The sequence below is a fragment of the Streptomyces sp. NPDC050164 genome, from assembly GCF_044459945.1.
GTDB lineage: Bacteria > Actinomycetota > Actinomycetes > Streptomycetales > Streptomycetaceae > Streptomyces > Streptomyces coeruleorubidus_A.
Window position 1 is genome coordinate 150,306 of the sequence record NZ_JBITJK010000014.1, and the last position, 25,494, is coordinate 175,799.

A 25,494-nucleotide genomic window follows, 5' to 3' on the forward strand; every position below is an offset into this window, starting at 1 on the left:
CCTTGCTCTCCGGGCCCTCACGCACGTCAAGGCCAGTCGCGCCGCTGCGACCTTAACCGGAGGACGTCCCCGTCGTCAGCCCGTGCCCATCTCGTGGACCCGGGGGTCATCTCCCTAAGGCACCCTTCCAAAACGGGTAGACCTCAACCATGACCCCCGCACGCACCGAGACAGACCTGGCAAACCGCGTCCTCGGCGGCTGGCAGGGCCGCATCGCGGGCAACATGCTCGGCAAACCGGTCGAGCAGGGCGAGGTCTGGACGCGCGACCGCATCGACCGCTACCTGCGGCAGGCCGCCGCACTGCCGCTGACCGACTACCTGCCCGAGCCGATCACCGAGAGTGACGGGTTCGAGCTGCGGCCCGAATGGCGACAGTGCGTCCGCGGACGCATCCACGGCAGCTGCCGTGACGACGACGTCGACTACGCGATCCTCGGCCTGGACCTGCTGGAGACCCACGGCTTCGGCTTCAGCACCGAGCAGGTCGGGGACCTGTGGCTGCTGCGGCTGCCGTACCTGCAGACGTTCACCGCCGAGCGGGCCGCGTACCGCAACCTGGCAAACGGGCTCAAGCCGCCGCTGACGGCGACGTACGACAATCCGTACCAGGAGTGGATCGGGGCGCTGATCAGGGCCGACATCTACGGCTGGACCTGTCCGGGCGTGCCGCGCCGGGCCGCCTCGCTGGCCCGGCGGGACGCGGTGCTGTCGCACACCGGCAACGGCGTGTACGGGGCGATGTGGGCGGCGGCGCTGATCGCCGCGGCGTTCACGGCACCCACGGTGCGGCACGCGGTCGACGAGGCCCTGGCCGTGATCCCGGCGAGCAGCCGCCTGGCCCGCACGGTGCGCCGGGTCGCCTCCCTGCACGACACCCGGATGTCCTGGGAGGACACGCTCACCACGGTCACCGAGGAGACCGCCGGGATGGGCTGGATCCACACCGTCCCGAACGCCGCCGTCCTCACCGCCGGCCTGCTCTACGGCGACGGCGACTTCACCCGCACCATCACCCTGACCGTCCGCGGCGGCCTGGACACCGACTCCAACGGCGCGACGGCGGGTTCGGTGGCGGGTGTGTTCGGCGGGGGCGCGGCCATCCCGGACCAGTGGACGGTGCCGCTGGAGGACACGGTCCGCAGCGCGGTGTTCGGCTTCGACGGGGTGCGGATCAGCGAGCTGGCGGAGCGGACACTGCGACTGGCGGAGCAGGAGGTCTGAGGCCGGTCACGTCTTCCCCTGCGGCTGAGCCGTATCGGGTGGTTACCCTGCCCCAATGACGACCTCTTCTGACTTCGCCGCCTACATCGCGTCCCTGCCCCGCATCCTGGCCGGCGCCGCCGCGCTGTTCCGGGACGGCGAGGGCCGGGTGCTGCTCGTCGAGCCCAACTACCGGGAGGGCTGGGCGCTGCCCGGCGGCACGATCGAGTCCGACGACGGCGAGACCCCGCGGCAGGGCGCCCGGCGCGAGACGGCCGAGGAGATCGGGCTGGACCGTGAGCTCGGCCGGCTGCTGGCGGTGGACTGGGTGCACGGCACGGACCGTCCCCCGCTGGTGGCGTATCTGTACGACGGCGGGGTGCTCGGCGAGGACGAGCTCAAGGCGATCCGCCTGCAGGAGGAGGAACTGCTGTCCTGGCGGCTGGTCCCGCGCGAGGAGCTGACCGAGTATCTGCCGGGCGCCCTCGGCCGCCGTGTCCTGGCCGCCCTGGACGCCCTGGCGGACGGCTCGGGCACGGCGGAGCTGGAGAACGGGCACCGGGTGAACTGACGGCCCCACCGGGCCCGGGCCGCTCCGCGATATCCGCTCGCCGCTGTCGTACGGCCCGGCCTACCCTCGGTGACATGGCCAAGCCCCTCGTCGCGCTCCTCACCGGTGCCGGTATCAGCACGGACTCCGGGATCCCGGACTACCGCGGGCCGAACGGACTCTGGCGGCGGGATCCGGAGGCCGAGAAGCTCGTCACGTACGAGTACTACATGGACGCCCCGGAGATCCGCCGCCGCTCCTGGCAGATGCGGCGCAAGAACCGGACACTTCAGGCGGAGCCCAACGCCGCGCACCGGGCGGTGGCCGAACTGGAGCGGTCCGGGGTGCCCGTCCGGGTGATCACGCAGAACGTGGACGGGCTGCACCAGCTCGCCGGGATGCCCGCTCGCAAGGTCCTCGAACTGCACGGCACGGCACGGAGTTTCGTGTGCACCGGCTGCCACGCCCGCGGCCCCATGGAGGACGCGCTCGCACGGGTCGAGGCCGGGGAGGACGACCCGCCATGCCTGGAGTGCGGCGGCGTGCTGAAGTCGGCGACGGTGATGTTCGGCGAGCGGCTCGACCCCGTCGTCCTGGGCGAGGCGGTCGCCGTCAGCAAGGCCTGCGAGGTGTTCGTCGCCGTCGGCACGAGCCTCCAGGTCCAGCCCGCCGCGGGGCTCGCCGGTGTCGCCGCCGACCACGGCGCCCGGCTGATCATCGTCAACGCCGAGCCGACTCCCTACGACGACCGTGCCGACGAGATCGTCCGCGAACCCATCGGCACGGCGCTGCCGGAGCTGTTGCGCGGTCTCACGGCCGAGGCGCGGCTCGCAGATCCTCCAGGCGCGTGAGCGCGTCACGGCCCAGGTCGCGCTCGGCGTCGGTGAGGCGGAGCGCGGCGGCCCGGGCGAGGGCGGTCGCCGCCGCGTCCTCGTCGCCGAGTCGTCCCGCGATGTCCGCGCGGAGGACGAGGAGCTGAAGCAGCTGCACGGGCGACGGTGTCTCGTCCGTCAGGCGCAGGACACGGTCGACGACCTTCGCGGCGCCCGCCGCGTCCCCCTTGGAGTCGGCCAGGAGGGACGCGTGGTGCAGGGCCCGCGCGAAGGTCTCCTGCGGTGCGGGCTCACGGTGTCCGGTCTCGCCCGTGCGCTGTCCGACGCGGACGCAGTTTCCGCCCGGATCGGTCATGAGGAACTGCCGCACGCCGTACGCCATGTCCTTGAGCGGCCCCACCCGCGGCAGCCCGCGGGTGGGGATCCTGCCGTACGCCGCCTTGAGCCCGGCGCGGAACGCCTCGTAGAGGCCGTCGACGTCGTCGGTCATGACGTAGCAGGTGCTGATCGAGCCGGTGGGCTCGTAGTGCTTCATCGCGAAGAACTGCAGCTCGATGCCGCCGCGTTCCACGACCGCGTACGGGTTGGGGCTGCGCTGTTCGTACGTCACCTCGAAGCCGAGGGCGGTGTAGAAGTCGAGAACGGGTGGGAGGGTCCGGCAGGGCAGGATCGGGATGGTCTTCTCCGGCATGGACCCACTCTAGTCAAATTTGACCAACCGCAGAGTCAGAAGAGCGCGGACCCCCGCTCGAAGTCCAGCAGACGCTGCTTGCGCTCCAGCCCGCCCCCGTATCCCGTGAGGCCGCCGTTCGCGCCGATCACACGGTGGCAGGGGACGATGATGCCGACGGGGTTGCGGCCGTTGGCGAGGCCGACCGCGCGCGAGGCGGTCGGGGTGCCGAGGGCCTCGGCGAGTTCGCCGTAGGTGCGGGTCTCGCCGTACGGGATGCGGCGCAGTCGGTCCCAGACGCTGCGCTGGAACGGCGTGCCGGTCAGGCGGAGTTCGACGGTGAACTCCTTGAGCTCGCCCGCGAAGTAGGCCTTCAGCTGTTCCTCCGTCTGTGCGAACAGGGTGTCGTCGCGGGGGCCGAAGGTCTCCTGCGGCGGGCGGTGGCGCTGGTCGGTCATGTAGAGGCCGCACAGGACGCCCTCGTCGGCGACGAGGGTGAGGGGGCCGTAGGGGCTGTCGGTCACGGTGTGGTGCTTCATGGAACGTCCCTATACCGGAAGGAAGTTGATCGGGTGGCTGTCGGTCGCCCAGAGGTACTGGACCGCGTAGGCCCGCCAGGGGCGCCAGGCCGCCGCGCGGGCGGTGAGCGCGGCGGGGGTGGAGGGCAGGCCGAGTTCCTGGGCGGCGCGGCGGATGCCGAGGTCGGTGGGGAGGAAGGCGTCGGGGTCGCCGAGGGCGCGCATGGCGATGACGTCGGCCGTCCAGGGGCCGAAGCCGGGCAGGGCGAGAAGCTGGGAACGGACCTGCGGCCAGTCGCTCTCCACGCCCAGGTGGAGATCGCCGTCGGCGAGGTGGCGGACCAGAGTGGTGAAGGTCGTGCGGCGGGTGCGGGGCATCGCGAGTGTCCCCGGGTCCAGCGCCGCGAGGGCCTCGGGGGCGGGGAAGAGGTACGTGAGTCCGCCCTCGGGGTCGTCGACCGGTTCGCCGTGCGCGGTGACCAGGCGGGCCGCGTGGGTGCGGGCGGCGGCGGTGGAGACCTGCTGGCCGAGCACGGCCCGGACGGCGAACTCCGCCTCGTCCACCGTGCGCGGGACACGCCGGCCGGGCGCCTTGTCGACCAGCGGTGCCAGGACCGGGTCCGTGCGCAGTTGCTCGTCGATCGCCACCGGGTCGGCGTCCAGGTCGAGCAGACGGCGGCAGCGGCTGATGGCGACGGTCAGATCACGCAGGTCGCTGAGGGTGAGGCGGCAGGCGATGTGGTCGGGGGTGGGAGTCAGGGCCACGATGCCGTGGCCGTACGGCAGCCGCAGCGTGCGCCGGTAGGAGCCGTCGCGCCACTCCTCCACGCCGGGTACGGCCGTGGCGGCGAGGTGGCCGAAGAGGTTGTCGGGGTTGAGCGGGGTGCGGAACGGCAGCCGCAGGGACAGCGCGCCGGGGCTGCTCGCGCCCTGCCGCTTCGGGGTGCGGGCGCGCAGGTCGCTCGGCGAGAGGGCGAAGACCTCGCGGACGGTGTCGTTGAAGGTGCGGATCGAGGCGAAGCCGGCGGCGAAGGCGATCTGCGCCATCGGCAGGGCCGTCGTCTCGATGAGCAGCCGGGCCGTCTGGGCGCGCTGGGCGCGGGCGAGCGCGAGCGGACCCGCGCCCAGTTCGGCGAGCAGCTGTCGCTCGACCTGCCGGGTGCTGTAGCCGAGCCGGGCGGCGAGACCGGGCACGCCCTCGCGGTCCACGACACCGTCGGCGATCAGCCGCATGGCGCGGGCCACGAGGTCGGCCCGCTGGTTCCACTCCGGGGAGCCGGGGCTGGTGTCGGGCCGGCAGCGTTTGCAGGCCCGGAACCCGGCCTGCTGGCAGGCCGCCGCGCTCGGGTGGAAGACCATGTTCTCCGGCTTGGGCGGCACGACCGGGCAACTGGGACGGCAGTAGATGCGGGTCGTCAGGACGGCCGTGAAGAACCATCCGTCGAACCGCGCGTCCTTGGACTGGACAGCGCGTACGCAGCGCTCGGTGTCGGTGTGCATCCCCATCTGCATGCGTCCAGCATCGGGCACCGGGCGTGACGGGTCTGGCGAGAATCCGACATCGACCTGTCCGTGCGGCGGCGCCGGACGGAGGCCGGTGAAGCCAGACAGATGAAGATTCATTCATGTGTTCGCGTGCGACCGGTACGATGACGTCATGGGTCATGGAGCCGTCATTCCCGCGCAGGACGCCACCGAGCGCGTACGCCTGGACGCGGACAACGTCACGAAGGTCGCCACCACGCTCCAGGCCCTGTCCACGCCCTCCCGTTTGCTGATCCTGGCGCGGCTGCGGGAAGGCCCGCTGCCGGCCACCGAGTTGGCCGCCGAGGTGGGCATGGAGCAGTCGGCCTGCTCGCACCAGCTGCGGCTGCTGCGCAATCTGGGCCTGGTGGTGGGCGAGCGGCGGGGCCGTTCGGTCGTCTACACGCTGCACGACCACCATGTCGCCGAGCTGCTCGACCAGGCCGTCTACCACGTGGAGCATCTGCGCCTGGGCATCAGCGACGCCGCCGACTGAGGCGGCGCCGCTGTCCCGCCGCCTCTTCTATTCGGTGGCCGTCGCCCGTCGCGAGGCCGCCATCGCCTCGCTCACGCGCGTCAGCGGACGCAGCCGGTAGGTGTAGGCGTAGTCGCGGTTGGCGAAGAGCTTGAACTCGTCGTGGGGGTGGGCGCCCCAGCTGTTGTCGCCGCCCACGCCCGTCTGGCGGTGGTTGACCCGGAGGACAACGGCGTCCCTGGGGTTGAGCTGGTAGTCGTGGCGGGCCCCGACCGACAGGTCCTCGGGGGTGAAGTGCGAGGCGTTGACCTCCAGCAGCGGCTCACCGCAGACGAGCAGTCCGCGTCCGCTGCCATCCGTCAGCGCGGCCCAGCGGACGTCGGTCTTGTTGCCGTTCTCCTGGGGACGCAGGTAGGAGGTCCACTGGCCGGAGACGGTGCCGGAGTACAGGCCGACGTCGGTGGCGTTGTTGCGGTCCCACATGTTCTCCTCCGGGCCCCGGCCGTAGTAGTGCAGCCGGTCCAGGCGGCGGGGCAGGAACAGCAGGGTGCCGACCTCGGGGATGTACGGCAGGTTCGACGCTCCCGGGTGCAGGGTGTTGTCGACCTTGATCTCGCCATTGCCGAAGACCGTGTACGTGGTGCTGTACGTGGACTGCGCGCTGGTGGGCAGCGTGCCGGTGACAGTGACCTCGACGGCCCGGTCGTCCAGCGGCCGGACCCGTACGTCCGCCACCTTCCGCTTCGCTCCGGCGTCGCGCCACGTCTGGTTGCGGGTGTGGTGGCCGTTGCCCCGGTCGTTGTCGGTGGGAGCCCGCCAGAAGTTCGGGACGGGGCCGGAGGTGATGAGCCGGGTGCCGCCCGCCTCGTACGACGTGATGGTGCCGGTGCTCTTGTCGACGGTGACCGAGAAGCCCTTGCCCCTGACCGTGACGTCCTCGTCCCGGTCGGTGTACCGCAGGGCGGGGACACTGCGCAGCGGCAGGGGCGTCACGGCTGGGCTGTCCGCGTCGAGGGCGAGCTGCTGCTTGGCCACCTCGAAGCCCGCCTTCGCCCACTTGGTGGGCTCCTTGGTGGTGAAGGAGAGCTGGAGGAAGTACTCCGTGCCCGGTTCGGGCTTCGCCGGCAGCCGCACCGGCACCTTGATGTCCTTGCTGGTCAGCGGCGCGAGATTCAGCTGGTCGCGGGTCAGCCGGCCGCGCTGGACGACCTTGCCGTCGGCGACGAGGGACCAACGGCCGTCGAACTCGCGGAGGTTGGTGAAGAGGTACTCGTTGGTGAGCGTGAGGGCGCCGGGGCCTCCGGAGGCCGGGGCGGCGTTGATGGCCTGGTAGATCTGCTTGACCTCGGCGGACTTGCCCGTGAGGCCGCGGTCGGCCGTGATGATGCCGTCGCCGGCGAAGGCGCCGTCGTTGGGGTTGTCGCCCCAGTCGCCGCCGTAGGCGTAGAACGTCTTGTCGCGCGGGCGCTGCTCGGTGAAGCCTACGGTCGCGGCGTCGAACCAGAACCGCACGCCCTCGTCGTCCGGGCCGCGGCTGTCCGAGGCCAGCTCCGCGGCGCTCAGCGCGCGGGCGTACACGCGGGCCCGCCGGATGGTGCCGCTGAACTCCCGGGTCGGGTTGTCGACGTCGGTGGCGAGCGTCAGGGACGCGGTGTTGGGGCTGGGGCGCCGGGTGGTGGTCCGGGTGCCGCGCGCCTGGCCGTCGACGTACAGGGTGAGCGTCCCGGCGTCCGCGTCGAAGACACCGGCGATGTGGTGCTCCTTGCCCGTCCAGCCGTCCGGCAGCGCCCAGCTCGCGGTGACCCACTGGCCGCCGCCGTGGATGAAGAACTCCAGGTTCCTCTCGGACTGTTTGAGGGCGTACTGGGTGTCGCCCTTGGCGAGGATGGGCTGATGGCCGCCGGTCATGTGCGGGGTGACCCAGGCCTCCAGCGTGAGGGAGCCGGTGAGGTCCAGGCGGGCGTCGCGGGGGAAGACGGTGCCGCCGGAGACGCCCTTCGCGCGGTCGAAGCCGGCGGCGGGTGCGATGACCTCGCCGCGCAGTGCGCCCGGGCCGGACTCGGTCAGCAGCTTGCGGGTCGGGACCGGCCAGCTCAGGGCCTGGTCGGCGAAGTCCCAGATCCAGCCGCCCTGGAGGACGTCGTAGCGGCGGACGATGTCCCAGTACTTCTTGAAGTTGCCGTTGGAGTTCCCCATGCCGTGCGAGTACTCGATCATCACGTACGGCCGGGTGTCACTGGTGTCCTTGGCGCGCTGCTCGACCCGCTGCGGGCTGTCGTACATCTCGGAGCGGATGTCGCTGATGCCCGGGCGGTCGTCGCCCTCGTACTGGATGACGCGGGTGGGGTCGTAGGAGCGGATCCAGTCGTACATGGCGTTGAACGTCGTGCCGCCGCCCGCCTCGTTGCCGAGGGACCAGATCACCACCGAGGCGTGGTTCTTGTCGCGGTGGACCATGTTCTGGGCGCGGACCACGCACGCCTCGGTCCACTCGGGGTGCCCGCTGCCGGGGAACTTGTCGCGGATGCCGTGGGTTTCGAGGTTGGTCTCGTCGACGAGGTACAGGCCGTACTCGTCGGCGAGTTCCAGCCACAGCGGGTTGTTGGGGTAGTGCGAGGTGCGGACGCTGTTGATGTTGAGCCGCTTGATGATCTCGATGTCCTCGATCATCTGCGCACGGGTGAGCGCCGAGCCGGTGACGGGGTGCATCTCGTGCCGGTTGGTGCCGCGGAAGGAGACCGGCTTGCCGTTGATGCGCATCAGGCCGTCCTTGAGCGCGAACTCGCGGAAGCCGACCCGGTGCGAGAGGGTCTCGACGACCTTGCCGGACGGGTCGCGCAGCCGCAGCACGGCGGTGTAGAGGTTCGGGTGCTCGGCCGACCAGAGCTTCGGCGCGGGGACGGCCCGGGACGCCTCGGCGGTGGCCTCGTCGCCGTCGGGGACGTCGACGGGCTGGTTCAGGGGCCGCGACCAGACGGCGTGGCCGCGCGCGTCGTACAGCTGGGTCTCGACGGTGTAGCGGCCCGCGCCCTTGCCGCCGTAGTCGCGGACGTGCGCGGTGACCTTGAGTTCGGCCGAGGTGTAGCCGTCGCCGAGCGGGGTGTCCAGTTTGAAGTCGCGCAGGTGCACGTTCGGCGTGGAGTACAGGTGGACCGAGCGGAAGATGCCGCTCAGCCGGATCATGTCCTGGTCCTCCAGCCAGTCCCCGTCGGAGTAGCGGTAGACCTCCACGGCGATCTGGTTGGTGCCCGGCTTGAGGTGGCGGGTGATGTCGTACTCGGCGGAGGTGTAGGAGTCCTCGTGGTAGCCCACCAGCTCGCCGTTGATCCACACGTAGTGGGCGGACTTGACGCCCTCGAAGTGCAGGAAGGTGCGCCGGCCCGACCAGTTCCGGGGGACGGTGAACGTACGGCGGTACTGGCCGACGGGGTTGTAGCGCGTCGGGGCGGCCGGCGGCTGGGCGTCCTCGCCGCCGCCGTTGGGGCCCCACCAGGGGTAGGTGATGTTGACGTAGATCGGGAAGTCGTAGCCGTGCAGCTGCCAGGCCGAGGGCACGGGGATGGTGTCCCAGCCGGAGTCGTCGACGTCGGTGCGGTAGAAGTCGGCATCCCGGTCGTCGGGGCGGTCGGCGTAGGCGAACTTCCACTTGCCGTCGAGGCTCAGCCGGTACGGCGAGCGCTCGCGGTCACCGGCCAGGGCCTGCCCGAGGTCCGCGTACGGCATGAGCGTGGTGTGCGGCGGCTCGGTGCCCACGCGGTACACGGCCAGGCCGTCGTTCCACTCCGGAGGGCCGTCCGCCGCCGGGCGCCGGCCCGCCGCGTGCGCGACGGCGGGCGACGCGGACAGGGCGAGCGCGCCGAGCACGGCGGCGCCGCCTTCGAGCAGACGGCGACGGCTGACGACGGGCCGGTCGGCGGGGGACGGGAGCGGGTGCGGCATGACCGTGGCCTTCCTCGGTTCGACAGGGTGCTGCACGGACTGAGGGCACGTCAGATGCGATCCCAACTGCCGTGATGGGCGGTTCTGTTGGGACTGGTGCAACTGACGGTGACGGAGCAACTGCTGAGCAGGCACACCCTAGGACTCGAACACAACCGAAGCAATGATCCCGTCGGACTTTGTGCGGTCCTGATGGTTCTCCCGCGTCCTTGGGCGTTCGACGCCTTCAGGCCCCGAGGAAGGTGAGCACCTCGCTCGTCAGCCGGGCGGGAGCGTCCAGGGGGACGAGGTGGCCGGACTCCGGGACGGGCACCAGCCGCGCGCCCGGGATCAGCGCGGCCAGCTCCTGCCCCTTGGCGAAGGGGATCCAGGTGTCCTCGGTGCCCCAGCAGACCGTCACCGGCAGGTCGATCGTGGGGTACAGCGGCTGGATCTCGTCGGTGTAGCGCTGGTCGGCCTGCGCGATCTGGCGGTAGAAGGCGACCTGGCCCCGCTCCCCCGTCCAGGGCCGCACGAGCGCGTCCAGCGCGGCGGGCCGCAGGCCGGTGTGGCTCGCGGACGTGACGTACTCGCGCACCAGGGCCTCGTGCAGGGCGGCCGGCAGCTGCTCGAAGACGTGGGCGTGCTCGCCGACCAGCCGGAAGAAGGGGGAGCCCCAGGGCTCCAGGGCCACCGGGTCGACCAGGGCGAGCCGCCGGTAGCGGGCCCCGTGCAGCAGATGGGCGCGCAGGGCCACGCACCCGCCGAAGTCGTGCGCGACGACGGACGGCTCCTCCAGGCCCCAGTGCGCCAGCAGCTCGGTGAAGATCCGGCCCTGGATCCCCAGTGAGACGTCCTGGTCCGGACGCATGTCCGAGGTGCCGTAGCCCGCCATGTCCCACAGGTGCACGTGGTGTCCGGCGGCGGCGAGCGCGGGAGCGATCTCGTGCCACACGTACGAGGAGAAGGGCGTCCCGTGCAGCAGCACGACCGGCTCGCCGTCGGGATCCCCCAGCCGGTCCCAGCGCACGGTCCCCGACGTGGTGGCCAGGCTCTCCCGCAACGTCCAGTCACCCAAGATTCCCACTCCCTCTCTCCGCGTACCGACCCACGATTATTTGTCATTTGGGCGCGACAGTGTCGCTCCTCCGACCGTAATGTGACCTCATCGGACAGCCTGCGCAACGGATCTTGGCCGGACCTTTTGCCGCGCCGGAAGGAGCGGCTCGCATGAACGGGTATGCGACCTCGCATCGCGACGCCGTCACGGCCGCGCCCGGCGGGCTGCTGGACCTGCTGAACGTCGCGGCCGTGGTCCTGGACGGCGGCGGGCACATCGCCCTGTGGAGCCCCGAGATCGAGCAGCTGCTCGGCTACACCCCCGAGGAGGCCCTGCGGCAGCGCGCCGACACACTCCTGGTCGCGCCCGAGAACCGCCCCCAGGGCAGGGAGCTGTTCGCCCAGGTCAGATCGGGGGACCGCTGGGCCGGTGTCTTCCCGCTGCGGCACCGCGACGGCACGGAACGCGCGGTGGAGTTCCGCACGATGCGGCTCCTCGACAACGAGGGGCAGCCCCACCTGCTGGGACTCGCCACGGACGCGACGACGGTACGGAAGGTGGAGCGGGACCTCGCCCTCTCGCACAGCCTGGTCAACCAGACCCCGCTCGGCATCGCCGTCTTCGGCAACGACCTGCGCTGGGTCGGGGTCAACCCCGCGCTGGAGCGGATAAACGGCGTGCCCGAGGAGGCCCTGATGGGCCGCCGGCTCGGCGAGGTGCTGCCGGGCCTGGACGTCGAGGCCATCGAGGCCCGGATGCGGCACGTCCTCAAGACCGGCAGGCCCCTGCTCGACCAGCAGACCATCGGCAGGACCGCGGCGGACGAACACGACCGCGCCTACTCGGAATCGTACCACCGCATCGAGGACACCGACGGCCGGGTGCTCGGACTCGCGATGGCCGTGCTGGACGTCACCGAGCGCCAGCAGGCCGCGGCCGAGGTCGCGCAGGCACGCCAGCACCTGTCGGTGATCGCCGACGCCGGGGTGCGGATCGGCACCACGCTGGACCTTCAGCAGACCGCCCGGGAGCTGGCCGACGTGGTGGTGTCGCACCTCGCGGACCTGGCCGCCGTGGACGTCCTGGAGTCCGTCGTGGCCCACGGCACGATCGCGCCGGTGTCGGGCGGCGCGCCCGCCGAGTTCCGGGCGCTGGCCGTCGCGGCGGGCTACCCGACCGACGCCATCCACGCCGCGGACCCGGTCGGCGAACTGGCCACCTACGCCTCGTCGCGGATCATCACGCAGTGCGTCCGGCGGGCCCGCCCGGTCCTGGTCGAGCGCGTGGACCCGAAGATGATGCGGCGCATCGCCCGGGACGCACGGGCCGCCCAGACCCTGCAGGAGGCCGGCGCACACTCCTATATGGCGGTGCCGCTGATGGCCCGGGGCAAAGTGCTCGGCACGCTCACCCTGTACCGCACGGTCGACGAACGCTCCTTCGACGACCGGGACCGGATGCTCGCCTCGGAGCTCGCCGCGCGCGCCGCGATCTGCATCGACAACGCCCGCCTCTACGGCCGGGAACGCGGCACCGCCCTGACGCTCCAGCGCAGCCTGCTCCCGGCCACGCCCGCCGAGCGGGAGGGACTCGACATCGCCGCCCGCTACCGCCCGGCCGTCAGCGAGGTCGGCGGCGACTGGTACGACGTACTGCCGCTGGGCCCGGGACGCACCGGGCTCGTGGTGGGGGACGTCATGGGCAAGGGCGTCCAGGCCGCGGCGATCATGGGGCAGCTGAGCACGGCGACGCGGGCGCTGGCCCGGCTGGACCTGCCGCCCGCCGAGCTGCTGCGGCACCTCGACGACATCGCCGGCTCGCTCGGCGACGCGATCGCCACGTGCGTGTACGCGGTGTGCGACCTGCGGACCGGCATCTGCTCGCTGTCCAGCGCCGGTCATCTGCCGCCCGTGCTCGCCGGGGCGGACGGCGGCGCGAAGCTCCTCGACGTGCCCGGCGGGGTGCCGCTGGGGGTGGGCGGCGTGGAGTTCGGCACCGTGGAACTGGAGCTCGCGCCGGGCTCCCTGCTCGCCCTGTACACCGACGGGCTGGTCGAGAAACGCGGGGAGCCGATCGACACCGGCCTCACCACGCTGACCCGCCTCCTGGTGAGCGCGGGACCCAGCCTGCAACGGACCAGTGACACGCTCCTCAGCGCGCTGAGCCCGGAGCCCGACGACGACGTCGCGCTCCTGCTGGTCCGCACCCGCTCCTGAGCAAGCGGCGGCAACTGTTAGCATTTTTGCGTGAGTTACGTTCTCTACCTCTGATCCGGGCCACTGGCCCCGCCCCTCGCATGCCCTGACGACCACGGGCCGAGGCGCCGGGAGCCGCGACGTCGCCCACGGCCCGCCCTGTTCCGGGCCGGCCGTCCGTCGGATCCGAAGGCCCGCTCGCATCCCCGCCCGAACCGGGGGTGAAGTGTGCCTCCTCACGGAGGAAGAGAACGTGACCACCTTCAACCTGCCTGCCCGCGACCGGGCCCAGCTGACCTGCGCCCGCATCCGCGTCGACCGCGGTGGCCGCACCGTGCTGCACGACGTCGAGATGAAGGTCTCCCCCGGATCCCGCTGGGGCGTCGTCGGCGAGAACGGACGCGGCAAGTCGACCCTGTTGCACGTCCTGGCCGGCCTGCTGACCCCGGACGAGGGAACCGTGCACCGCGTGGGCACCCTCGCCCTGGCCGAGCAGGAGATGCCGGCCGAGGACGAGCGCACGGTCGGCGACTTCATCGACGAGCACCTGGCCGACGCCCGCGCCGCCCTGCGGGATCTCGACGCCGCCGCGCAGGCCCTGGCAGCGGAACGTCCCGGTGCCGAACAGGCCTATGCCGACGCCCTGGAGGCGGCGCGGGTGCTGGACGCCTGGGACGCCGACCGCCGGGTGGACGTGGCCCTGGACGGACTGGGTGCGGTCAGCGACCGTGCTCGTCCCCTGGCCACGCTGTCGGTCGGCCAGCGCTACCGGATCCGGCTGGCCTGCCTGCTGGGCGCCGAGTACGACTTCCTGCTCCTGGACGAGCCCACCAACCACCTGGACCTGGCCGGGCTGGAGTACCTCACCGCCAGGCTGCGCGCCCACGCCGGCGGTGTCGTGGTGGTCAGCCACGACCGGGCGCTGCTCGCGGACGTGGCCACCACGATCCTCGACCTCGACCCGACCCGCGACGGCCGCCCGGGCGTGTACGGCGGCGGCTACGCCGGCTACCGGGAGGGCCGCGAGGCCGAACTGGCGCGCTGGGAGGAGGAGTACGAGCAGCAGCAGACCGAGCACGTCCGTCTCGAGCAGGCCCTGTCGGAGGCGCAGAACCGGCTGAGCACCGGCTGGCGCCCGGACAAGGGCACGGGCAAGCACCAGCGCGCCACCCGCGCCGGTGCCCTGGTGCGCTCCGTCCACCGGCGCCAGGACGGCCTGGACCGGCACAAGGTCACCGCGCCGGTGCCGCCGCAGCGTTTCTCGATGCCCCACCTGCCCGCCCGGCCGGGCGTCGTCCTGCTGCGCGCGGAGGAGGTGACGGTCGGCGGACGGCTGCACCACTCGACGAGACTGTCGGTGACGTCCGGCGACCGGATGGCCGTCACCGGCCCGAACGGCGCGGGCAAGCCCACGCTCCTGTCCATCCTGGCCGGGCGACTCGCCCCGGACACGGGCCGGGTGCACCGGGCCCGCACGGTGCGGCTGCACCTGCTCGGGCAGGAGTCGCCGCGGGCGGCGCACCGGCGGGCCCGTGACCGGTACGAGGCGCACACCGCGCGCCTGGTCACGGCGGGCGTGCTGAAGGAGGGCGAGGTGGTGGGGCTCGGCTCGCTGGGTCTGCTGACCTCGCGGGACGCCGGCAAGCCGGTGGCCGAGCTGTCGATGGGTCAGCAGCGGCGGCTGGACCTGGCCTTGGCGCTGGCCGCCCGCCCGCACGTGCTGCTGCTGCTGCTGGACGAGCCCACCAACCACCTGTCCATCGCGCTGGTCGACGAGCTCACCGAAGCGCTGCACAGTACGGAAGCGGCCGTCGTCGTGGCGACCCACGACCGCCAGATGCGACGCGACATCGCGGACTGGCCGCACCTCGCGCTGGCGCGGCGCCGGTCGGCGGACCAGGGGGTGGGTACGACGGCACGGTGACGAGGCGTCCCTCCCGGATGGCCCGTCGGCTGTCGGCGTCAGCGCAGTCGTCGGGCGAACGCCTCGTACGCCCGCTCCTCGAAGAGGACGAACCCTCCTCGACGTCGGTCTTCGCCGCGCGCACCGTGTCCACCGCGATGGGCGCGGCGTCCTCCATCGGATAGCGGTACACGCCGGTGGAGATCGCCGGGAAGGCGACCGTGCGGGCGCCCTCGGTTTGGCTGAACACGGGCCCGACGGTATGAGGGGTTTACCCATGCTCGTGCGGCGGCGCGTCCCTGCCGCCTGCGCTCGGCCACCGGCCCGGCGCCGACGAGGCGAGGGGGATGGGAACGTCACACGCGGATGACGCGCAGGCCCAGCTCGGCGAAATCCACGGCGGCCTCCGCCTCCATGCCGGTGTCGGTGACCATGACGTCGAAGTCGCGCAGTTCGGCGAACCGGCAGAAGGTGTCGTTCCCGATCTTGCTGCTGTCGGCGAGCAGTACCCGCCGCCTCGCGCGCTGGCACATCGCCCGTTTGACCTCCGCTTCGGCCAGGTCCGGTGTGGTCAGGCCGTGTTCGACCGAGACACCGTTGGTCGCCAGGAAGGACACGTCGATGAGGAACGTCCCCAGGGTGCGGATGGCGACCACGTCGACTTCCGCGAGCGTGCGAGCCCGTACGCGGCCACCCAGGGTGAGGACCGTGAGCTCGGCGTGCTGCGCGAGCAGCTGGGCGATCGGCAGGCTGTTGGTGATCACCGTCAGTTCACGGCCGCCGGGCAGCAGCTCGGCCAGGCGGAAGGTGGTCGACCCGGCGTCCAGCAGGATCACTCCCTCGTCGGGCACCTCGTCCAGCGCCGCTGCGGCGATCCTCTTCTTCTCCTCCTCCATCACCTCGCCACGCGTGGGCAGGTCCGGCTCGAAGCCGAGCCGCCGCAGGGGGATCGCTCCGCCGTGCACCCGCCGCAGCTGACCTTGGCGTTCCAGCAGGGCCAGGTCCTGCCAGATCGTCTCCGGGCTCTCCGAGAGGGCAACGGCCAGCCGCTCCACGCTCGCGTGTCCTTCCTCGCGCGCAAGAGCCACGATCTGCCGCTGACGTTCCTTGGCCTGCATGATGTGCTTCACCTCTTGCTGTGGCAGCCCGTCGGACGCGGCCTGGGGCAAGGCATCACCAGGACGACCGTTCGACAGGTGCCGACGTGGGAGACAGGGACTGCTCCGCCCAGATGACTTTGCCCCGCGGGGTGTAGCGGGTTCCCCAGCGCTGGGCGAGTTGGGCGACGAGGAACAGGCCGCGCCCGCCCTCGTCGGTCGCTGCGGCCTGGCGAAGGTGGGGGGAGGTGCTGCTGCCGTCGGAGACTTCGCAGATGAGCACCCGGTCGCGGAGCAGACGCACCTGAACGGGCCCGGCGGCGTGCCGGATGGCGTTCGTGGCCAGTTCGCTGAGCAGGAGTTCCGTGGTGAAGGCGCAGTCCTCCAGGCCCCATTCGGTCAACTGCCGGACGGCGGCCTCGCGGATGGCGGAAATCGCCGCCGGGTCGGTGGGCACGTCCCAGCACGCGGTGTGTTCGGCGCCGAGGGCGCGGGTACGGGCGACGAGCAGGGTCACGTCATCGAAGGAGTGGGGGCCGGGCAGGACGCGCAGCACCGCCTCACAGGTCTGTTCGGGCGCCCGGTCGGCGTGCGACAGGGCGGCCCGCAGCCGTTCCAGGGCCACGTCGATGTCCCAGCCGCGGTCTTCGATGAGTCCGTCGGTGTAGAGGACCAGCTGGCTGCCCGCCGGCAGATGCAGTTCGGCGGTCTCGAAGGGAAGGCCGCCCAGGCCGAGGGGAGGACCGGCCGGCAGGTCCGGGAAGTGGACGGCGCCGTCGAGGTCGACCACCGCGGGCGGGGGGTGGCCTGCTCGGGCCAGCGTGCAGCGCTGGGAGACCGGGTCGTACACGGCGTACAGACAGGTGGCACCGATGATGTCGTCGCCGCCGGAGCGGGACGTCCCCTCCTGTCCCAGAGAGATGACCAGGTCGTCGACGCGTCCGAGGAGCTCGTCGGGGGCCAGGTCCAGGGTGGCGAAGTTGTGCACCGCGGTGCGCAGCCGGCCCATGGTGACGGCAGCGTGCAGACCGTGTCCGACGACGTCACCGACGACCAGGGCGACGCGCGCCCCGGACAGCGGAATGATGTCGAACCAGTCGCCGCCCACCCCGCCCGTGGCGATCTGGGCGGGCAGGTAGCGATGGGCGGCCTCCACCGCGGTCTGTTTCGGAAGGACGCCCGGCAGCAGGCTGCGCTGCAGGGTGAGAGCGACGGTCTGCTCGCGGGTGAAGCGGCGGGCGTTGTCGACACAGATGGCGACGCGGGCGATGAGTTCCTCCGCCAGGTGCAGGTCGTCCTCCTCGAAGGGCCTGGACTCCCGGCGGCGGTAGAAGGTGGCGAGCCCCAGCGACGCCCCGCGGGTGCGCAGCGGGACGGCGATGAGGGACTGAATGCCGTACTCCACGATCTCCTGGACGCGGCCGGGGTCCTGGGCCAGCCACTCGGGGACGGCGCGCACATCCGGTTCGAGGACCGCCTGTCCCTCGGCGAAGCACCGGGCCTGCGGCGCGGACGAGGCGAAGCTGACCCGCTTGCCGACCGGGAAGAACGGCGATTCGGCCTGGTGGGCGCCGAGCGCCGCCCGCTGCAGGGGCGCATGCGGTAGGAGCGCTTCGTCTCCGCGCAGCACGGGTTCCAGCAGATCGACCGTGACGACGTCGGCGAACCACGGGACGACCACCTCGGCCAGCTCCTCCGCGGTGCGCGTCACGTCCAGCGTGGTGCCGATGCGGATACTCGCGTCGTACAGCAGTTCCAAGCGTTCCCGCGCGGCCATCGCGAGCCGCCCCAGCTCCGGATGGCCGACGGCCAGCAGCCACTCGGTGGGGGCATCGGTCACCACGGCCTCGGCGGGCCCCGCCTCTCCCGGCGCCTCGTCCACCGGCGCCTGCTCCGCCGGTGCGTCCGGTACGCCTTGACCTGGTGGCTCATCCGACAGGGCTGCCGCCCCTGACCGCTCTGCCGAGGGAGCCGGGCGCACCGCCGTCGGTGTGCTGTCCGCCGGTGTGCCAACCGTCGACGCGTCGCCGCTCCCGTTCGGCATCGTCGCCTTGCGATGCCCTGGTGCGTCGCCGACGAAGCTCAGTTTGACCACTACGCCCTCCTCACCCGTGGTTCCCGCCATGGGACGGCACACGAGCGCGGCCGTACGGCCTCCGGACAGCGGCACCTGCGCCGCGGTGCGGCCGGTCGCGGAGATCAGCTCGGTGGCCTTCTCTCGTAGGACATTCCGGTCGCTGTCGGTGAGGGAGGAGAGGGAGGCGTCGTGCGAGCCGGGCTGGCTCCGTGCCATGTCCGCCGTCGCCTCCTGCACGCGGCGCTCGTCCTGCAGAGCCTCCTGGAGCAGGGCATGCTCCCGCTCCGTACGCTCCTCCAGCAGCCGCAGCGCGATGGCCTCGGCCGCCTTGCGGGCCCGGGCCGCCATGGCCGTATCCGCGTCGGCGCACAAGGAGGTGAGACCGACCACGCCCTCGAGGCTTCCGCTGAGCGGGTCACGGACGACGGCGCCCACCGACACGAAGGGTTGCAGGCCGCCGACGAAGTGTTCGGCGCCGAAGGCCTGGAAGTCCCGTCGTTCCTCCAGGGCCGTGGCGATGCCGTGGGTGCCGACGTACTCCTCGGTGTAGGTGAATCCCGGTGCGAGCCGAACCGCCTCCAAGTGCTTGTAGAGCGCCTTCTCACCGGCCTGGCAGCGCAGGATCACGCCGTGCCGGTCGGCGAGGATCACGCCCACGCGCGCGCCCGCCAGCTCGGATTCCAGCCGCTCGAGCACCGGCGCCGCCGCCCGGACGAGCCGGTCCTCCATGTCCAGGTCCGCCTGGTAGGGAGGTGCGATCCTCTCCGGCGACACCCCCATGGAGGCACAGCGCCGCCATGAGTTCAGGATCGGGGCCCGCAGCCTGGCCACGGCCGGCTCGCTCCCCAGGAACCGCTCCCGGTCACGGGCCAGGGCGTCGCCGGTCCCCCAGAAGTCCGTCACAGAGACCTCCTCTCCCGGAGGGAGAACCCCGAACGGCTCGGCTCGATCGGGGGCCGGGGCGTGGCCGCTGCCCTGGGCCTCCGGCCGGCCGGGTATCGGGCCAAGGTGCTCCGACCTGCGGGGGCACGTCCGTTTTTACGATACTCCGTCCGCCCGTCTTGGGACCCGAGCAGCCGGACGCACCACGAGGTCCCACGAGCGGGCCCGCAGCTCGGCGGGTTCACCGGCCCGTGGTCGCGGAGAGTGCCGGTGCCCCTTGGGCCACGGGGCGTCCGAAGTGCTTGGCGACGAGCACACAGGCGGCGCCCACCAGTACGCCCGCCGCGATGGCTGCCAGGTACAGGACGGGGCTGCCGATCAGACCGATGACCCACAGGCCACCGTGCGGAGCGCGCGAGGTGGCGTCCACAGCCATGGACAGTGCGCCGGTGACCGCGCTCCCGGTCATGATCGACGGGATGACCCGCAGCGGGTCGGCCGCCGCGAACGGGATGGCACCCTCCGTGATGAACGAGGCACCCAGCAGCCAGGCGGCCTCTCCGGCCTTGCGCTCGCTGTCGGTGAAGAGCGCCCGCCGCACGACCGTGGCCAGGGCGAGGGCGAGCGGAGGCACCATGCCCGCGGCCATGACGGCGGCCATCACCTCCAGATCGCCGCTGGCCAGGCCGGCGACGCCGAAGGTGTAGGCGACCTTGTTGACCGGACCGCCCATGTCGAAGGCCATCATCAGGCCGAGCAGCGCGCCCAGCAGGATCGCGTTGGTCCCGCTCAGGCCGTCCAGCCAGTCGGTGAGGCCGCGCTGCGCGGCGGCGATCGGCTCCCCGATGACGATGATCATCAAAAGGCCCATCACCAACGTGGACACGAGCGGAATCCCGACCACGGTCATGACCCCCGCGGCCGCCCGCGGCAGGCGGATCCTCCGCAGAGCCGTCACCACCGCACCGGCGAGCAGGCCGCCGGCCAGACCGCCGAGGAAGCCCGCGCCGGTCGCGACGGCCAGCAGCCCGGAGACCACGCCGGGTACCAGGCCCGGCCGGTCGGCGATGGCGTAGGCGATGAAGCCGGCGAGGATCGGCACGAGCATCGAGAACGCCGTCGTGCCGATCTTGAACAGCACGCCCGCGTAACCGGCCCGTTCGACCAGCTCGGACAGGTCGGTGACCTCGGGGTAGGTCTGCCCCTGCCAGGTGCCGCCGTCGACTTTCACGGCGACCTCGGCGCCGCCGATCATGAAGGCGAGCGCGATCAGGATGCCGCCCGCGGCGACGAACGGGATCATGTAGCTGACTCCGGTCATCAACCACTGGCGCAACCGGGTGGCCGGGTGGACCTTGGCACCCTCCGAGGGCGCGCCGTGCGCGGGGCCGCCGACCGCGGCTGCACCGGCCCCCGCGGTCCCGTCGCCCCCGGCGTCCGCGGTGACGTGCTCGGCGGCATCGCCCGGACCAGTGCCCTCCGCCGTGGCCGTCGAGGCCGCCCGGCCTGCCGCCTTCGCGGCCTCCTCGGCCCGCGAGATGAGTTCGCGCGGGTGGTTGATGGCCCGTTGCACAGGGGCGATCACCACGGGTCTGGCAGCGAACCGCTCACGGTCCTGGATCTCGGTGTCGGCCGCGAAGATCACCGCGTCGGCCTCCGCCACCTGCGCGGCCGTCAGCCTGACCGCACCGGCGGCGCCCTGTGTCTCCACCACGATGTGGTGCCCGGCGTCGGCGGCGGCCTGCTCCAGGGCCTCGGCGGCCATGTAGGTGTGGGCGATGCCGGTCGGGCAGGCGGTGACAGCGACGATCCTCATCTTCCGCCCACCTCCTTGTTGATCAGGTCGACGACCGCCTGCGCGTCCACGGCCTGGCGCAGGGCCTGCCTGAAGGAGACGTGCACCAGGCGGCGGGCGAGCGACGCCAGGATGTCCAGGTGCTCGGCATGGCCGCCGGCCGGCGCGGCGATCAGGAAGACCAGGTCTGCCGGGCCGTCCGCGGCGCCGAAGTCGACGCCGTCGGCGCTGCGCCCGAAGGCGAGTGTGGGCAGCGCGACATGGACGGAGCGGGCGTGCGGGATTCCGATGCCCCCTTCGATACCGGTGGGCATCTGCTCCTCCCGGTCCCGCGCGTCGGCGAGAAACCCGTCGAGGTCCGTGACGCGGCCGTCGGCGGCGAGCCGGGCAGCGAGGGCACGGACCGCCTCGTGACGGTCTGCGGCCCGCAGGTCCAGATCCACGAAATCCGCGGTGATGAGATCGGGCATCGTGTCAGTTCCGTTCGGAGATCGGGCGATCGGATTCGATGCGGTGTCGCACGACGACAGCGGACCGGTCCAGTGCCCACTGTCCAGGCATTCCGCTGCCGGGCTGCGACACCGCGGCAGAACCCCAGGCCAAGGCCTCGGCAAGGGCGGCAGGTCCCTCGGTGGGGGCCGCCAGGTACCCCGCGAGGAGAGCATCCCCGGCGCCGACGGAGCTGCGCGGTGTGGCGACGCGCTGCTCTCCGTGCAATACCGCAAAGTCGCCGACCAGCAGGGCACCGTCGCGGCCGAGACTGGCCAGCACCGTCCGGGCGCCGCGCTCACGCAGCACGTTCGCCGCGGTCAGGGCCTCGCCGAGCGTGGTCACCGCCATCCCGGCGGCCTCGGCGAGTTCGCCCCGGTTGGGCTTGACCAGATCCGGGCCGGCGGGCAGGGCGGCGGCGAACGGGGCGCCACTGGAGTCGACGACGATACGCGGCGCCCCGCCGCCGCGCAGGCGCGACACCAGGTGCGCGTAGAGGTCGACGGGGGCGCCGGGGGGCAGGTGACCGGCGAGAGCCACCCACCGGGCGCCCTTGGCCGTAGCGGCACAGGTGGCTGCGGCCAGCGCGTCGATCTCGGTGGCGGAAAGTCGCGGGCCGGCCGCGTTCAGTTTGGTGACGGTGCCGTCGGGCTCCACGACGCTGATGTTGACCCGGATACTGTCGGCAATCGGGACGGTGACCACCTCGACGCCCTCGGAGGCGAGCAGCTCGGCGAGCTGTTCGCCCTCGGAGCCGCCGCAGGGCATGACGGCCACCGTCCGGTGACCGTTGGCGGCCAGCGCCCGAGAGATGTTGACGCCCTTGCCCCCCGGATCGAGACGGCTGTCGGTGGCACGGATGACGGAGCCGGGCCGCAGGTCCGGAACCTCCAGGGTGCGGTCCAGGCTCGGATTGGGTGTGAGGGTGACGATCACACGAGCACCACACTGGAACCGGCGGCAGCGGGGTGCCGGTCTGCCCGCCATCGGGCGGAAGCCCGATGGCTCTATGGCGATGAGCCACCACGGTCGCGCTGCCGAAGCGGGCGAAGCGGTCGAGGGGACACTTCTTGCGACTGGCAGAACAACACTACCTCTGGCTGGTGAGAACGCATCCGGAGCGAGAGAACGTGGCAGGGCGGGCCTGATCGGTCCCCCGGCCGCACGTCGGTGGCGCGGGGATCCCGCGGCCCTCCCCGGCTCCACGGACGTGCCGCCGGTGATGCGGTGCGTCTGCGCTGTACGGCACTGCGCTGCACCACGACACCGGTCGGCCGTGGTGCCTTCAGCGGAGTTGCCCGGCGAACGCCTCGTAAGCCCGCTCGTCGAAGAGAACGAACCTGACCTCTTCGACCGCCGTCTCCATCGCCCGCACCGTCTCCACGGCGATCCGGGCGGCGTCCTCGATGGGCCAGCCGTAGATGCCGGCGGAGACGGCCGGGAACGCGACCGTGCGGGCGCCGAGATCATCGGCGATCCGCAGCGACTCCCGGTAGCAGGAGGCCAGCAGTTGCGAACGGTCCTCGTCTTGGCTGAAACGCGGCCCGACGGTGTGGATCACCCATCGGGCATCCAGGTCGCCCGCGGTGGTGGCGACCGCCTGGCCCGTGGGCAGGCCCTTGCCGTACCGGGAGGCGCGCAGCTTGCGGCAGTCCTCCAGGATCGCGGGGCCGCCGCGCCGGTGGATCGCGCCGTCGACCCCTCCCCCGCCCAGCAGTGAGGAGTTGGCCGCGTTGACGATGGCGTCGACGCTCTGGCGGGTGATGTCGCCCTGGACCAGTTCGATCGTGGTCATGTCTGCCTCAGTCGCTTCCAGACGGCCTTCGCCGCGTTGTGCCCCGACATGCCGTGCACGCCGGGGCCCGGCGGGGTCGCCGACGAGCAGATGAAGACGGCCGGGTGGGGGGTGTGGTACGGGAACAGGGTCGGTTTGGGGCGCAGCAGGATCTGCAGGCCGGAGACCGCACCGGAGGCGATGTCGCCGCCGACGTAGTTGGCGTTGCGGGCGGCGAGTTCGGGCGGGCCCGCGGTGGCGCGGGCCAGGACGCGGTCGCGGAACCCTGGGGCGAAACGCTCCAGTTGGCGCTCGACGGCGTCGGTGAGGTCGCCGGTCCAGCCGTGCGGGACGTGGCCGTAGGCCCAGAAGACGTGCTTGCCCGCCGGGGCCCGGGTGGGGTCGACGACGCTCGGCTGGACCGTGATCAGGAACGGCTTGTCGGGGGCCCGGCCCTCCCGGGACGCCGCGCGCAGGGCCCTGCCGATCTCCGCGCGGTTCGCGCCGATCTGCACCGTGCCGGCGACGCGGGCCTCCTTCGCGGTCCACGGCACGGGGCCGTCCAGCGCGTAGTCGATCTTGAAGACGCCCGGTCCGTAGCGGTAGTCCGCGTAGTGGTTGCCGAAGCCGGCGATGCGGGCCAGGGCGGTTGGTGAGGTGTCGAAGACGTACGCGCGGGCCGGCGGCAGGTCGTCGAGACGCTTGACCTCGTAGTCGGTGTGGACGCTGCCGCCGAGGTCGCGCAGGTAGGCGGCGAGGGCGTCGGAGATGGACTGGGAGCCGCCGCGGGCGACGGGCCAGCCGCGCGCGTGTGCCGCGAGGGCGAAGACCAGGCCGATGGCGCTGGTGGCGAAGCCGCCGAGCGGTGCCATGACATGCGCGACGAGCCCGGCGAACAGTGCCCTGGCCGGTTCGTCGCGGAAGCGGCGCATCAGCAGGGTCGACGGGGGCAGGCCGACCAGGCCGAAGCGGGCGAGGGTGACCGGGTCGCGGGGCAGCGCGGTGAGCGGCAGGGACATGAAGTCGCGGGCCAGCACGTCCCACTTGGGCAGGAAGGGCTCGACGAGCCTGCGGTACGCCCCCGCGTCACGCGGCCCGAAGGAGGCGGCCGTCTCGCCCACCGACCGGGCCAGCACGGCCGCCGAGCCGTCCGGGAAGGGGTGGGCCATGGGGAGCTCCGCGTGCAGCCATTCCAGGCCGTAGCGCTCCAGCGGCAGGGCGCGGAACGCCGGTGAGTTGATGGCGAGCGGGTGCGCCGCGGAGCACGGGTCGTGCCGGAAGCCCGGCAGGGTGAGCTCCTCGGTGCGGGCGCCGCCGCCCACGGTGCCCCGGGCCTCGAAGACCGCGACGGAGAAGCCGCGACGGGCCAGCTCCACGGCCGCGGTCAGTCCGTTCGGCCCCGCACCCACTACGACGGCATCGAGCATCGACGGCACCTTCGGACCCCTTCGTCAGCCGACGGCCACTGAGGATCAGGATAGGCCCGGGGACTGACAGTCACCGGCCGCGGGTGGATTCGCCCGGCAGTGACGCCTGGAATGCCACTGGGCGACAGGATGTGTACGGTCCGTGAGGATCAGGCTCAGCCTGCCAGCAGTGCCGCCACCCGGCGGGCCGTGGCCGCGTCGCGGGCGGCGGTGAAGGGCAGGGCGTTGCCGCCCGTGATGCGGAAGGGCTCGCCCTCGAGGGTCAGGTGGGCGCCGCCCGCCTCCTCGACCAGGAGCAGTCCGGCAGCGTGATCCCATGCGGCTTCCCACGAGAAGGCCGTGGCGTCGGACTCGCCCTGGGCGATGGCGAGATACTCCAGTCCGGCCGAGCCGCACGAGCGCGGTGCCACACCGTCGGTGCGCAGGGCGAGCAGGGCGTGCTTCTGCTCGTCCGTCGTGTAGTCCGGGTGGGAGGTGGCCACGCGGAGGTCCCGGCCGGGCTCGGGCACGCCGGCGAACAGCCGCTCTCCGTCGAGGTAGGCGCCCCTGCCCCGCTGGGCGGTGGCGAGCCGGTCACTGACGGGGGCGTAGGTCCAGGACGCGAGCAGGGTGCCGCCGTGGGCCAGGGCGACCAGGGTGCAGAAGCCCGGCTCGCCGTGCACGAACTGTCGTGTCCCGTCGACCGGGTCGATGATCCAGACCGGGGCGTCGCCGCGCAGGGCCTCGTAGGACGCCGGGTTGGCGTGGACCGCCTCCTCGCCGACCACGACCGAGCCGGGCAGCAGGGCGGCCAGTACCTCGGTCAGGTACAGCTCGGCCTTGCGGTCGGCGTCCGTGACCAGGTCGTGCGGGCCGGCCTTCTGATCCACCTCGTGTGCGGCGAGCCGGCGCCAGCGCGGCATGATCTCGGCGGCGGCCGCCCTGCGGATCTCCTCCTCGATGTCGGAGGCGTGCCGTGCGAGAAACTCTTCGATGGTTTCGGTGCGGTCGATCACCCCTCCATCACAACACGCGGCACTGACAATCCCCACCCGTCCGGTGCACTCCGGGTGGCAGCGCGATGAACAGCGACGGGTCCGCGCGGGATGTGCGGCCAGGGGCTCGG

At 72.3% G+C, this 25,494-nt stretch carries 17 protein-coding genes and 2 pseudogenes; 6 read left to right on the forward strand and 13 right to left on the reverse strand.

The window, feature by feature from the left end; all coding sequences use genetic code 11:
* The first annotated feature begins 149 nt into the window (after positions 1-149).
* The 3 genes from ACIBNA_RS20695 (at position 150) to ACIBNA_RS20705 (ending at position 2,603) form a co-directional block, all read left to right on the forward strand.
* Entirely contained in the window at positions 150-1,223 is a 1,074-nt protein-coding gene (locus ACIBNA_RS20695; RefSeq protein ID WP_399166610.1) for an ADP-ribosylglycohydrolase family protein, read from the forward strand.
* A gap of 55 nt (positions 1,224-1,278) precedes the next feature.
* On the forward strand, positions 1,279-1,773 hold the full coding sequence (locus ACIBNA_RS20700) for an NUDIX domain-containing protein (protein WP_399166611.1): 495 nt from the start codon (positions 1,279-1,281) through the stop codon (positions 1,771-1,773).
* Positions 1,774-1,847: 74 nt separating this feature from the next.
* Complete coding sequence (locus ACIBNA_RS20705) at positions 1,848-2,603, forward strand: SIR2 family NAD-dependent protein deacylase (RefSeq protein ID WP_399166612.1); 756 nt, start codon at positions 1,848-1,850, stop codon at positions 2,601-2,603.
* Here the strand turns inward: ACIBNA_RS20705 and ACIBNA_RS20710 are convergent.
* Genes ACIBNA_RS20710 through ACIBNA_RS20720 form a run of 3 tightly spaced genes read right to left on the reverse strand, consistent with a single transcriptional unit; the run spans position 2,563 to position 5,285 of the window.
* Entirely contained in the window at positions 2,563-3,276 is a 714-nt protein-coding gene (locus tag ACIBNA_RS20710; protein ID WP_399166613.1) for a bleomycin resistance protein, read from the reverse strand. The two genes, ACIBNA_RS20705 and ACIBNA_RS20710, sit on opposite strands and share 41 nt — an antisense overlap.
* A gap of 35 nt (positions 3,277-3,311) precedes the next feature.
* A complete protein-coding gene (locus tag ACIBNA_RS20715; RefSeq protein ID WP_399166614.1) occupies positions 3,312-3,794 on the reverse strand; it encodes a methylated-DNA--[protein]-cysteine S-methyltransferase in 483 nt (160 codons plus the stop codon).
* 9 nt (positions 3,795-3,803) lie between these two features.
* On the reverse strand, positions 3,804-5,285 hold the full coding sequence (locus tag ACIBNA_RS20720; protein WP_399166615.1) for an AlkA N-terminal domain-containing protein: 1,482 nt from the start codon (positions 5,283-5,285) through the stop codon (positions 3,804-3,806).
* 145 nt (positions 5,286-5,430) lie between these two features.
* Here ACIBNA_RS20720 and ACIBNA_RS20725 point away from each other — a divergent pair, with 145 nt between their 5' ends.
* Positions 5,431-5,793 carry an ArsR/SmtB family transcription factor gene (locus tag ACIBNA_RS20725; protein WP_399166616.1) on the forward strand — a complete coding sequence of 121 codons (363 nt, stop codon included), beginning with the start codon at positions 5,431-5,433 and terminating at the stop codon, positions 5,791-5,793.
* Between the two features lie 27 nt (positions 5,794-5,820).
* Here the strand turns inward: ACIBNA_RS20725 and ACIBNA_RS20730 are convergent, their stop codons facing one another.
* Positions 5,821-9,711, reverse strand: coding sequence for a glycoside hydrolase family 2 TIM barrel-domain containing protein (locus ACIBNA_RS20730; RefSeq protein WP_399166617.1), 3,891 nt, complete (start codon positions 9,709-9,711; stop codon positions 5,821-5,823).
* A 226-nt stretch (positions 9,712-9,937) separates the two neighbouring features.
* Positions 9,938-10,768: an alpha/beta fold hydrolase gene (locus ACIBNA_RS20735; RefSeq protein ID WP_399166618.1), complete on the reverse strand. Its 831-nt coding sequence runs from the start codon at positions 10,766-10,768 to the stop codon at positions 9,938-9,940.
* A gap of 152 nt (positions 10,769-10,920) precedes the next feature.
* Between ACIBNA_RS20735 and ACIBNA_RS20740 the strand changes: the two genes are divergently transcribed.
* Positions 10,921-12,966 (forward strand): SpoIIE family protein phosphatase, encoded by a 2,046-nt coding sequence (locus ACIBNA_RS20740; protein WP_399166619.1) that lies wholly within the window; start codon positions 10,921-10,923, stop codon positions 12,964-12,966.
* A gap of 232 nt (positions 12,967-13,198) precedes the next feature.
* Positions 13,199-14,869, forward strand: coding sequence for an ATP-binding cassette domain-containing protein (locus ACIBNA_RS20745; protein ID WP_399166620.1), 1,671 nt, complete (start codon positions 13,199-13,201; stop codon positions 14,867-14,869).
* A 38-nt stretch (positions 14,870-14,907) separates the two neighbouring features.
* Here ACIBNA_RS20745 and ACIBNA_RS20750 read toward each other — a convergent pair.
* From ACIBNA_RS20750 to ACIBNA_RS20785, 8 genes and pseudogenes are all read right to left on the reverse strand, one after another.
* Positions 14,908-15,113, reverse strand: a pseudogene (locus ACIBNA_RS20750) (macro domain-containing protein); the annotation flags it as partial.
* 91 nt (positions 15,114-15,204) lie between these two features.
* Positions 15,205-15,966 carry a DeoR/GlpR family DNA-binding transcription regulator gene (locus tag ACIBNA_RS20755; protein ID WP_399166621.1) on the reverse strand — a complete coding sequence of 254 codons (762 nt, stop codon included), beginning with the start codon at positions 15,964-15,966 and terminating at the stop codon, positions 15,205-15,207.
* A 55-nt stretch (positions 15,967-16,021) separates the two neighbouring features.
* Entirely contained in the window at positions 16,022-18,925 is a 2,904-nt protein-coding gene (locus tag ACIBNA_RS20760; protein ID WP_399166622.1) for a SpoIIE family protein phosphatase, read from the reverse strand.
* Positions 18,926-19,145: 220 nt separating this feature from the next.
* Positions 19,146-21,169, reverse strand: a pseudogene (locus ACIBNA_RS20765) (fructose-specific PTS transporter subunit EIIC).
* Positions 21,170-21,173: 4 nt separating this feature from the next.
* Positions 21,174-22,124, reverse strand: coding sequence for a 1-phosphofructokinase family hexose kinase (locus ACIBNA_RS20770; protein ID WP_399166623.1), 951 nt, complete (start codon positions 22,122-22,124; stop codon positions 21,174-21,176).
* 349 nt (positions 22,125-22,473) lie between these two features.
* Positions 22,474-22,983, reverse strand: coding sequence for an O-acetyl-ADP-ribose deacetylase (locus ACIBNA_RS20775; RefSeq protein ID WP_399166624.1), 510 nt, complete (start codon positions 22,981-22,983; stop codon positions 22,474-22,476).
* Positions 22,980-24,389, reverse strand: a complete 1,410-nt coding sequence (locus ACIBNA_RS20780; RefSeq protein WP_399166625.1) for a phytoene desaturase family protein — start codon at positions 24,387-24,389, stop codon at positions 22,980-22,982. The genes ACIBNA_RS20775 and ACIBNA_RS20780 overlap by 4 nt, the downstream gene beginning before the upstream one ends.
* A 155-nt stretch (positions 24,390-24,544) precedes the next feature.
* Positions 24,545-25,384, reverse strand: coding sequence for an inositol monophosphatase family protein (locus ACIBNA_RS20785; protein WP_399166626.1), 840 nt, complete (start codon positions 25,382-25,384; stop codon positions 24,545-24,547).
* Positions 25,385-25,494: the final 110 nt, after the last annotated feature.

Bases quoted from the DNA above. Each gene is read 5' to 3' on its own strand.
- ACIBNA_RS20780 (WP_399166625.1), bottom strand. From the start codon at position 24,389: ATGCTCGATGCCGTCGTAGTGGGTGCGGGGCCGAACGGACTGACCGCG.
- ACIBNA_RS20730 (WP_399166617.1), bottom strand. From the start codon at position 9,711: ATGCCGCACCCGCTCCCGTCCCCCGCCGACCGGCCCGTCGTCAGCCGT.
- ACIBNA_RS20775 (WP_399166624.1), bottom strand. From the start codon at position 22,983: ATGACCACGATCGAACTGGTCCAGGGCGACATCACCCGCCAGAGCGTC.
- ACIBNA_RS20720 (WP_399166615.1), bottom strand. From the start codon at position 5,285: ATGCAGATGGGGATGCACACCGACACCGAGCGCTGCGTACGCGCTGTC.
- ACIBNA_RS20710 (WP_399166613.1), bottom strand. From the start codon at position 3,276: ATGCCGGAGAAGACCATCCCGATCCTGCCCTGCCGGACCCTCCCACCC.
- ACIBNA_RS20700 (WP_399166611.1), top strand. From the start codon at position 1,279: ATGACGACCTCTTCTGACTTCGCCGCCTACATCGCGTCCCTGCCCCGC.
- ACIBNA_RS20725 (WP_399166616.1), top strand. From the start codon at position 5,431: ATGGGTCATGGAGCCGTCATTCCCGCGCAGGACGCCACCGAGCGCGTA.
- ACIBNA_RS20740 (WP_399166619.1), top strand. From the start codon at position 10,921: ATGAACGGGTATGCGACCTCGCATCGCGACGCCGTCACGGCCGCGCCC.
- ACIBNA_RS20715 (WP_399166614.1), bottom strand. From the start codon at position 3,794: ATGAAGCACCACACCGTGACCGACAGCCCCTACGGCCCCCTCACCCTC.
- ACIBNA_RS20705 (WP_399166612.1), top strand. From the start codon at position 1,848: ATGGCCAAGCCCCTCGTCGCGCTCCTCACCGGTGCCGGTATCAGCACG.
- ACIBNA_RS20755 (WP_399166621.1), bottom strand. From the start codon at position 15,966: ATGCAGGCCAAGGAACGTCAGCGGCAGATCGTGGCTCTTGCGCGCGAG.
- ACIBNA_RS20695 (WP_399166610.1), top strand. From the start codon at position 150: ATGACCCCCGCACGCACCGAGACAGACCTGGCAAACCGCGTCCTCGGC.